The sequence below is a fragment of the Autumnicola patrickiae genome, assembly GCF_031846525.1.
Lineage (GTDB): Bacteria > Bacteroidota > Bacteroidia > Flavobacteriales > Flavobacteriaceae > Autumnicola > Autumnicola patrickiae.
In genome coordinates this window covers 24,232-33,677 of the sequence record NZ_JAVRHM010000029.1, presented here as the reverse complement: position 1 = coordinate 33,677, position 9,446 = coordinate 24,232, and the positions used below count along the sequence as shown (strand labels likewise).

Sequence of the window (9,446 nt, the reverse complement as noted above, 5' to 3'; positions counted from 1 at the left end):
GAAAGATCAAGTCTGGTATTGTTAACCTGCAGATGAAGAATATTTAGAAATTGGTGATATTTTTAAAATCGTTATTTTCTTCGTTCAAGATCATCTTTAGAAAACTTTGCATTTCTTCTGTCAATAAAAGATAGTGCTGAGACTCCCAGAATTCTTTATCATAATCGGCTTTTAGACGAAAAATATCCTTCGAAAGGGAAATGTTATTATTCACTTCAAAATTATGAAAGTTGTCGAAAGTGTAAAGTTTATAAGCTACAGTATAAACTATTTTTTCCTCATCATCAGGGACAACTTCTACAGTAGCTTTCATATTTCCCTTATCTATGGCATATTTCTTAGATTCCAAATCCTTTTTAAAAGTGACCAAAACCTCATAGGCTGTAGTCCGGTATTTGAGTTTTTTTCGTTCTACGAATTCACTGTCATGGGTGTTGGTTATAGAAACTTCATTAAAAGCATTATCCTCAAGATTCACTAAATAATATCCGGTAGAATAAATTGAGTTTTCTTTTTTAGGAGTAAATTCAAGCCTGACAAAAGAAGAATCTTTATAAGGAATATATTTAAAATTATAAATTTCAGGACTCATGTATATAGAATTGAAATTCGTAAAGAGCTCTTCAAAGGGAGAAAGTGAGAATTCAATATCTTTTTCCTTAATTCCTGCCTTTCTTAAATTCTCTATTTCTACAGAGTAATTCTTTTTTGGCATTGGGTTACTCTTAGTAGAAAAAAGAGTTTGCCGTTCTACTTTTCCACTGAGATCTACAAGCTGAATAATTTTATTATTACGCCTTAAAACACTCCTTAGAAAGAAACGCTCTTTATAAGGATTAAGAGGGTAATTGTTTGTAAAGTTATCCAGAACCGATTTTAGAAGATTATCATTGGAATTAATAACAATTTCCTCAAGGTTTTGAACCTTCTTGTGCAGGAGGATGGTATCACTATTTTGTTCCTGAAAGGTAGAATGTAGTGTGGTATAACCTAAAAGACCAATATTTAGTGAATCATTATTTGATATGAATATAAACCTACCATCTTCGTTACTTGAAGTGTAGTTTTCGCTATTATAAATATCTGCATACTCTAATGGTTCTTTGGTCTGCTGGTCAAGAACGATACCCTTTAACCGGTTTTGAGAAAGCAATTGCTGGCTTAGAAGAACAATAAGGATTAAAAACTTTGTATTCATGTGCCAGAATCTTAAGAGATAGTATTACAATAACATAATAAACTATAACAGATATTGCTTACCAACGGAATTTATTATGGCTCTAAAATAAATAAAACCTGAAGATAACAGCTGATGTTGTGGAAACAGTTTCTATACTAGCCGATATTTGCCATATTTTAGATTGTCCTTTTATTCATGATTCTCTTTTAGATGTGTCTGCCTAAGTCTTAATTAGAATCTTGTAATGGAAAATAATTTTGGCTGATCCTTCATATGTTCTCAGATTCTTTCCGTTATTTCTGATCTTTCAGAAAGCAAAAAAGGTCTGACCATTATAGTCAAACCTTTAATAAATTTTTATTGTGAGTTGAAGAGAATTACATTTCAATCTCTCCACAACCTACTCTTGTTCCTGCATCTCCTGATGGTTGTGAGGTATAATCGTCTACGCCATCATGAACCACTACAGCTTTACCTACAATGTTTTTATTGTCATCATCACAACCTATACACCATTGATCTGTAGACATACTTACATTTCCTTCTCCATTGCTGTCTACCTGGAAGTTACCAATATCACCTTTGTGATATCCTTCACTATCACCCCATTCGCCATGTGGCTCATTAGTAGGATTCCAGTGTCCTCCTGCAGATGTTCCATCTTCTGCAGAACAATCTGCTTTTTCATGGAGGTGAATCGCATGTGTACCTTCAGACAGCCCACTTATGGTTCCCTGCATTCTTACCTCACCATTTTCTTCAGTAAAAGTTACAGTACCTGAAAGATTGCTGCCACTTTTGGCTTCAAGATCCACGGTTATTTCTTTTTCTTCTTCAGAAGCAGGCATCTCATCCTGTTCTGTAGTTAACTCTGTTCCTGTTGTTGTCTCCAGGTCGGTTTCATTGTTTTCTCCTTCGTTTTTACATCCAAAGACAAAAACAGAAGCACAAATAAGTAATGATATACTAGTACGTTTCATAATGATATAGTTAATTTTCTGGTTATACATTACTAAATTAAATCTAATAAAAGCTCTAGCCAAAGATTTAAGGATAGCTTAACAATGGAGTAGAGGAGGTAATGTGCTGATTATATAGCACTATTTGCTTATTTCAATTTTTACCTGGAGGGATGTTTAAGCAGCGACTAAAAGTTTTAGTTGTTGGCTCATTTTCGCTTTTAAACAGAAACTGATAGTTTTAAGTTTTTCATAAAAAGAAGAATTTTTATATATCTTTATTTCCGCAGGGGGAACTATATTGGTTTATTTTATCCACCTGAAAATTTAGCTGAATAAAAACATTAAAATTTAGGAATGGTAAGACGAAATTTTCAGAAGACAAATACAATATTCTTTTTCTGTTTTCTATTAATTGCCGGCCTTTATTTTGGTGCACCATTATTAATTCCTATCACTTTTGCAATTTTTCTTTCTACTCTAATGATTCCTGTAAGTAAGTTTTTTGAAGCCAAAGTAGGAGTAGGAAGAATTACATCATCCTTTATAAGTACGTTAATACTTTTTCTGGGAGTGGGGCTGGTGCTCTTCTTCCTCTTTCGGCAACTTGGAGTTTTCTTAACAGACCTCATTGAGAGAAATGAAGAAATTGCTGAATATGTGGGTGTGCTTCAGGAAAGGCTAATGAGTGCTACAGGGTTCACACTGGAGCAGCAAAAAGAACTATATCAAAATGAAATGACTTCTATTATAAGCTGGTTGCAAGGATTTATTTCTGGAGTTCTGGCCAGCGTTACAGAGGTTTTGGTAAAGTTCTTACTGGTCTTAATATATGTATTCCTTTTTCTCATAAATCGTGATAAATTCAAAGAATTCCTCATGATGTATATTCCGGGGGATAAGAAACAGGAAACTGAAGAAATACTTAGTGAGACAAAAAAAGTAGCTCATAAATATTTATGGGGAAGGATTCAGGTTATGATTTTACTGGCTATTCTTTATACCATAGTATTTACCGCCTATGGAGTTGAACATACACCATTGCTTATTCTTTTTGGAACTGTAATAACTATTGTTCCCTATATTGGTCCTTTAATAAGCGGTATGTTGCCGATTTTGTTTATGATTGTTTTTGGTGGTAGCTATGGGGAGATTGTTTCATTTATAATTCTTGTAACGATCATCCAGTTAATGGAGAGTTATCTTTTTGAGCCTATTATTATTGGGTCTGAAGTACAACAAAGCCCTCTATTTATTATTATCGCCGTTTTATTGGGAGGTGCGCTATGGGGTGCAGCAGGGCTTATACTTTTTGTTCCGATTTTCGGAATTATTAAGATTTTCGCTGATCATAACAAGGAGCTACGGCCAATTGGTTTCCTTATGGGGTATAAAAGGCCCGGAGCGGGGGAAACGATGATTGAGAAACTTCAGAACAAAATAAAAAAGTAGATTTTTCTGAAGATTCTTGTATTAAGAATCGGCTAAATTGGTAATTATAGTAACTTCAGCGCTTAAGGTTTTGTGAACAGGACATTTATCTGCAATTTCAAGTAGACGCTTAATTTGTTTTTCATCAAGATCACCTAAAAAGGAAATTTCCCTTTCAAAAATGTCAATTTTCGATCCGTTTTTATCGCAATCCTGGCAATCCTGTGCATGTTGTTTGGCATAATTTACATGCGTTTCTACATTCTCTACCGGCCATTTTTTTCTTTTTGCATACATCTGGATAGTCATAGAGGTGCAGGCCGCCAAGCCTGCAGAAAGCAGCTCATACGGGGTAGGCCCAAAATTATTCCCGCCAATTTTCACAGGTTCATCTGCAGTAAAATTATGGATTCCTGCCTTTAACTGTGTAGTAAAACCTTCGCTACCTAAATTAGCAACAACCTGATGATCTGTTTCCAGATCCCGAACTTTTTCAAGTTCTATATATTTCTCTGCCCAGGTCGCAATAACCTTTCCGGCATAGATGGAATATTCTTTATCGTTCAAGAGATGATCTGCCCCATCCAAAGATACGAAGCTTTTTGGGTGACTGATCGTCCTGTAGAGTTCTTCTGCATTTTTAACTTCTACAACTTTGTCCTGGGGAGAATGGAGTATAAGAATTGCTTTTTCAATTTTAGCTAGTTGAGATCTAAGATCATGCTTCTGCAAATCATCCAGAAATTGCTTTTTAATCTTAAAAGGTCTTCCGCCGATATTTACAGTTGCATTTGCATCTTTCTCAAGCTTTTCCATTTGTTTAGAAAGTAAACCTTTTACGTGTGTAACAGTTGATGGAGCGGCAATGGTAGCAATTGCTTTTACCGAAGCTATTTCTGCGGAAGCCATTAAAACAGCAGCTCCCCCCAGGGAATGGCCTACGAGAACAGAAGGTGATTTGTAATCTTTTCTTAAAAATTCTGCAGCAGCAACTAAATCCTGCACATTACCAGAGAAATTTGTATCTGAAAAATCACCTTCGCTTTCTCCCAAGCCTGTAAAGTCGAATCTTAGCACCCCAAACCCATTAGAAGCTAATGTGCGACTAATATTGGTTGGTGCGAAAAAGTTTTTATTACAGGTGAAGCAGTGAGCAAATAAAACGAAATTGTGCGGTTTCTGGTTGGTGGGTAGCTCCAGATATCCAACCAATTCATGACCATCATTGTTTTTAAAAGTGACTTTTGTCGTTTTCATATTTAATTCTTTGAACAATAAATTAGGGAAAATTAATTCCAAAGTCATTAAAAAAAACAAAAAGCTGTATAGAATGTATATACAGCTTTTGCTTAGCGTGAGAATTAAATTGTTTCAGCTATTTATGTTTTACTCCTCTGAATTCAGATTGGTTCCTTTTTCAATTAAAAGTTCTTTGGTGGCAAGAATACCTTCTTCAGGAGAAAGTCCGCTGCCTTCGTACTCAATGCCAATATAACCAGTGTAACCTGCATCCTTTACAATTTTCAGCATTCTTTCAAAATCTATGGTAGTTTCTTCCCCTTCATCATTAAATTCATAGGTTTTTGCACTTACAGCTTTCGCGTAAGGCATCATTTCTTCCACTCCCTGATATTTTGGATATTCTTCAACACATTTTGTTTCCCATTGTTCACCGCCTTCTCTTTTCAAACAAAAATTCCCGAAATCCGGAAGGGTACCGGCATTTGCCATATTTACCTCTTGTATAACTTCAGTTAAAAGGGCGGCATTGGAGGAAAAATTGCCATGATTTTCAACAAGAACATCAATATTTTTGCCGGAAGCATATTCGGAAAGTTTTGTAAGACCATCTGTAGCAGCAGTTTTCCACTGCTGTTCATCTTCAGCTCCAAAAAGGTTAACCCGTATAGCCTTAGCTCCAAGAAATTCTGCGGCGTCCACCCATTTTTTATGATTTTCTACAGCCTGAGTTCTGGTAGCTTCATCAGCAGAGGCTAATTCTCCTTCATGATCTACCATTATTAGAACATTTTCTACATTGTATTCTTCACTCTTTGCTTTCAGGGTGTCGAGAAGCGCCTGCAAAGCAGCTTGAGGATCTTCAGCATCTGCATATCTGTTTGTATAAAGCTGGCTCACATATTCTATTCCTTCAAATCCCATTTTGCTGGCCTCTTGAGCAAAATCCACAGGATCCATACTGCCATCACGCATAGGTCCTGAGAGTGACCATTGAGCCAGGGAAATTTTAAAAAAAGGATCTTTTGTCTCTGTAGTTTCATTCTCAGAAACAACTTCCTGATCGGAGTTTTTTTCACCTGAATCCTTACACGAAATAATACCGAGGCTGAACATCATAATAAATGCTACTATTCCGGAGAACTTTAAAAAAGGAATTTTCATAATTAGATAAATTGTCAGTTAGTTATTTAACAAAATTTTGAATTTTAAAAGTAGACTTTTTTTTAAAGATGAAAAATAAATGAGATAAATTTATATATTTGGCAGAATATCTTTTATCTATCTAATAATTAACTAATTGAATTGTGAATAATATTTACGAAAACGATAGCTATGATGCTATAGTCGTTGGAACCGGTATTAGTGGGGGTTGGGCTGCTAAGGAATTGTGTGAAAAAGGATTTAAGACCCTGGTGCTGGAAAGAGGTCCTATGGTGGAGCACGTGAAGGATTATCCTACTATGAATGATGATCCATGGGATTATAAATATAAGGGTCAGCAAACCCGTGAAGATAAGAAGAGACAGTATAAACAAGCCAGAACAGGTTATACCACCAACGAAGCCAGTGCTCACTGGTTTGTAGATGATGTAAAACATCCATATAACGAAGTTAAAAGATTTGACTGGATGCGGGGATATCATGTAGGAGGAAGGTCTATCATGTGGGGAAGACATAGCTACCGGTTAAGCGATTTGGATTTTACAGCAAATGAGAAAGATGGTAATGGAGTAGACTGGCCGATACGATATAAAGATATTGCACCATGGTATGATTATGTCGAATCTTATATAGGAGTAAGTGGGGAAAAACTCGGACTTAGTCAGTTACCTGACGGTCAGTTTTTACCTCCTATGGAGCTTAATTGTGTTGAAGATCATTTAAAGAAAAGCATTGCTGAAAATTTTAACGGACGGGTATTAACCGTAGGCCGTGTCGCTCATCTCACCGGCGATAAAAAGTTTGAAGGCCGCTCAAATTGCCAATATAGAAATCGTTGTTCGAGAGGTTGTCCTTATGGAGCATATTTTAGTAGTAATTCTTCTACTTTACCAGCGGCAGACCGTACAGGAAACATGACCTTGCGTCCCAATTCTGTTGTTCATGAAGTTGTATATAATGCAGAGACGAAACGGGCTACAGGTGTTAAAATTATTGACGCAGATACTAAAGAAGCGATAGAATATAAAGCAAACGTAATATTTCTTTGTGCTTCCTCAATGGCTTCTACCGGTATTTTGTTACAGTCTAAATCTGATCGTTTTCCTGATGGATTAGGTAACGACAGTGGGGAACTTGGACATAATGTAATGGACCACCATTTTAGAGTAGGGGCATCAGCAAAAGTTGAGGGCATGGAAGATTCCTATTACAAAGGAAGAAAACCAAATGGCATTTATCTTCCGCGCTTCAGAAATCTTAACGGTAGCGATAATCTTGGCTTTACCAGGGGTTATGGATACCAGGGTGGGGCAAGCCGAGACAACTGGACAGAAAGTATTGCTGAAGCTGGTTATGGAAGGGAACTTAAAGAAGCTATTACAAAACCCGGAGGCTGGACCATGGGGCTTATTGGTTTTGGGGAAACATTGCCTTATCACGAAAATAGGATGTTCCTGGATTATGATAAAAAGGATGAATGGGGATTACCCACAATTACTTTTGACGCAGAATTTAAGGAGAACGAAATTAAAATGCGTAAAGATATGCAGGAGCAGGCTGTTGCAATGCTGGAGAAGGCCGGATTTAAAGATATTAGTCCTTACGACCAGCTTGGAGCACCAGGGTTAGGCATTCATGAAATGGGAACTGCCAGAATGGGTAGAGATCCCCAAACCTCTGTATTAAACGGAAATAATCAGCTTCACGAAGTACCAAATGTATACGTGACAGACGGTGCTTTTATGACATCTGCAGGTTGCCAAAACCCATCTTTAACTTATATGGCAATGACAGCCAGGGCAGCAGATCATGCCTCTAAGAACTTCAAGAAATCTAATGCTTAATACTTAGAAAAATGAATAGAAGACAGGCTTTAAAAAATTTAGGATTTGGAGCGGGAATTATGGTTGTTGGTCCAACTACCTTAGGCCTTTTGCAGAGTTGTAAAAATGAACGTAACTACGAGTGGGAACCAACAATTTTAAATGCTGCCCAAGGTTTTGCCCTTACAAGGATCCTGGATGTAATACTTCCAACAACAGACACTCCCGGCGCAGGGGACCTCAATATTGCTCAATTTTTAGATTCTTATATTAATGAAGTAGCTTCTGAAGAGAGTCAGAAGGAATTTATGGAATCTGCAGATGCGTTTGCTCAGGCATTCGAGGAAAGATTCGACAAGAGTACAGGCGAGGGAAGCCAGGAAGAATATGAGGAAATAATTGCTAAATACCTGCGTGCAACACCTGAAGAAAGAGATGGTTATGCCAGAAGAAATACTGAAACCCAGGATCCACAGGATAAAGATCCCGCACAAAAGGCAGAAGCAGATGCAGAGGTGAATAACTCGGGGATTAATGCTGATGCCGGTGCATATTCTTATTTAGAAAATGTAAGGGAAATGGCCATCTGGGCTTGGAAAACCAGCGAAGAAGTAGGGGAGAACGTGTTATGGTATGATCCTATCCCAGGCGAATATATCCCATGTGGCCCTGTAGAGGAACTGGGAGGTGGTAAAGCAATGTCGCTATAACGATCAAAATTAACATAAATAGGTATGGTAAAATGACAATTATCGACCTTCTGGAAAACAAAAAGGAGAAGCTTTTATGCCTCTCCTTTTTTTGTTCTTAATATTAAAAAAGAACTTATCTGTGATTCTTGTAATTAGTACGATCAAATTCTTTTCTTTCGTAAAAAGAATCATCATCCTCAGATGCATAATCACGATTTGATTTACGTTCTTGGTTATTCTCAAAAGCAGGATCGTTTTGCTTACGTTCCTGAAAGGCAGGATCGTTTTGCTTACCTGTAAGATCTTTGTCAGTAACATCTCTGGAGGTAGTTCCTTCAACATTTTTATCTGTACCAGTAAGGTTGTCTGCTTTGCGCCCACGACTTTCCTGAAAAGCAGGATCGTTTTGACGGTCTGCAACTCCGCTGGCCTTAGTTCCAGTCACAGCATCACCATTGGAAGTACCTGTTGCAGTATTTCTGTCTGCTCTCTCATAAGATTCCAATACCACTATTTCGTATTCTCTATCTACATTTGCACCTTTTTCGATTCTTTTAGTCTCAGAAAAAGTACTATGATCAATTCGATCAGTATAAACAAAGTTTTTATCAGTATTAAGTCTTACAAGTCCTACAGGAAGTATGAGATGATTCTCTCCATCTTTATTAATAAATTCGTGCACACCATCATTTGCACTGTCTCTGTAAGGCTTATGATTTGCTTCTATAATGGATTGATCTACGTCGACATCCAGGTAAACCACACGATTCGTGTTTTTATTTACAAGTAGATTGTCTACTTTTCCCACAACCCGATTTTCTCTATCCTGCACTTCCCAACCGCGTACATCTGGGTCGTCACTTGCAACTTTATAGTCAGAAAGTTCATTAAGATAGAATAAATGTTTATTGTTGTTGTCTCTGTTATTATTTGTATTTGCCATAATTTTTAATTTTTT

8 protein-coding genes are annotated in these 9,446 nt (G+C 37.0%); 3 read left to right on the top strand and 5 right to left on the bottom strand.

Annotated elements, in window-relative coordinates; all coding sequences use genetic code 11:
• Positions 1–43: 43 nt before the first annotated feature.
• Positions 44–1,198 carry a carboxypeptidase-like regulatory domain-containing protein gene (locus RM549_RS17650; protein WP_311687237.1) on the bottom strand — a complete coding sequence of 385 codons (1,155 nt, stop codon included), beginning with the start codon at positions 1,196–1,198 and terminating at the stop codon, positions 44–46.
• 359 nt (positions 1,199–1,557) lie between these two features.
• A complete protein-coding gene (locus RM549_RS17645; protein ID WP_311687236.1) occupies positions 1,558–2,160 on the bottom strand; it encodes a superoxide dismutase family protein in 603 nt (200 codons plus the stop codon).
• Positions 2,161–2,496: 336 nt separating this feature from the next.
• Here RM549_RS17645 and RM549_RS17640 point away from each other — a divergent pair, with 336 nt between their 5' ends.
• A complete protein-coding gene (locus RM549_RS17640) occupies positions 2,497–3,591 on the top strand; it encodes an AI-2E family transporter (RefSeq protein WP_311687235.1) in 1,095 nt (364 codons plus the stop codon).
• 21 nt (positions 3,592–3,612) lie between these two features.
• On the opposite strand, the gene RM549_RS17635 is transcribed toward RM549_RS17640, so the two are convergent.
• Together RM549_RS17635 and RM549_RS17630 are read right to left on the bottom strand one after the other, a co-directional pair.
• Positions 3,613–4,827 carry a bifunctional alpha/beta hydrolase/OsmC family protein gene (locus RM549_RS17635; protein WP_311687233.1) on the bottom strand — a complete coding sequence of 405 codons (1,215 nt, stop codon included), beginning with the start codon at positions 4,825–4,827 and terminating at the stop codon, positions 3,613–3,615.
• A 129-nt stretch (positions 4,828–4,956) separates the two neighbouring features.
• Positions 4,957–5,973, bottom strand: a complete 1,017-nt coding sequence (locus RM549_RS17630) for a sugar phosphate isomerase/epimerase family protein (RefSeq protein WP_311687231.1) — start codon at positions 5,971–5,973, stop codon at positions 4,957–4,959.
• 143 nt (positions 5,974–6,116) lie between these two features.
• Here RM549_RS17630 and RM549_RS17625 point away from each other — a divergent pair, with 143 nt between their 5' ends.
• Positions 6,117–7,817, top strand: coding sequence for a GMC oxidoreductase (locus RM549_RS17625; RefSeq protein ID WP_311687229.1), 1,701 nt, complete (start codon positions 6,117–6,119; stop codon positions 7,815–7,817).
• Positions 7,818–7,828: 11 nt separating this feature from the next.
• Positions 7,829–8,506 carry a gluconate 2-dehydrogenase subunit 3 family protein gene (locus RM549_RS17620; RefSeq protein WP_311687227.1) on the top strand — a complete coding sequence of 226 codons (678 nt, stop codon included), beginning with the start codon at positions 7,829–7,831 and terminating at the stop codon, positions 8,504–8,506.
• A gap of 115 nt (positions 8,507–8,621) precedes the next feature.
• On the opposite strand, the gene RM549_RS17615 is transcribed toward RM549_RS17620, so the two are convergent.
• Positions 8,622–9,431, bottom strand: coding sequence for a PRC-barrel domain-containing protein (locus RM549_RS17615; RefSeq protein WP_311687225.1), 810 nt, complete (start codon positions 9,429–9,431; stop codon positions 8,622–8,624).
• Between the last annotated feature and the right edge of the window lie 15 nt (positions 9,432–9,446).

Coding starts and splice junctions, on each gene's coding strand:
- RM549_RS17650 (WP_311687237.1), bottom strand. CDS start 1,198: ATGAATACAAAGTTTTTAATCCTTATTGTTCTTCTAAGCCAGCAATTG.
- RM549_RS17645 (WP_311687236.1), bottom strand. CDS start 2,160: ATGAAACGTACTAGTATATCATTACTTATTTGTGCTTCTGTTTTTGTC.
- RM549_RS17640 (WP_311687235.1), top strand. CDS start 2,497: ATGGTAAGACGAAATTTTCAGAAGACAAATACAATATTCTTTTTCTGT.
- RM549_RS17635 (WP_311687233.1), bottom strand. CDS start 4,827: ATGAAAACGACAAAAGTCACTTTTAAAAACAATGATGGTCATGAATTG.
- RM549_RS17630 (WP_311687231.1), bottom strand. CDS start 5,973: ATGAAAATTCCTTTTTTAAAGTTCTCCGGAATAGTAGCATTTATTATG.
- RM549_RS17620 (WP_311687227.1), top strand. CDS start 7,829: ATGAATAGAAGACAGGCTTTAAAAAATTTAGGATTTGGAGCGGGAATT.
- RM549_RS17615 (WP_311687225.1), bottom strand. CDS start 9,431: ATGGCAAATACAAATAATAACAGAGACAACAACAATAAACATTTATTC.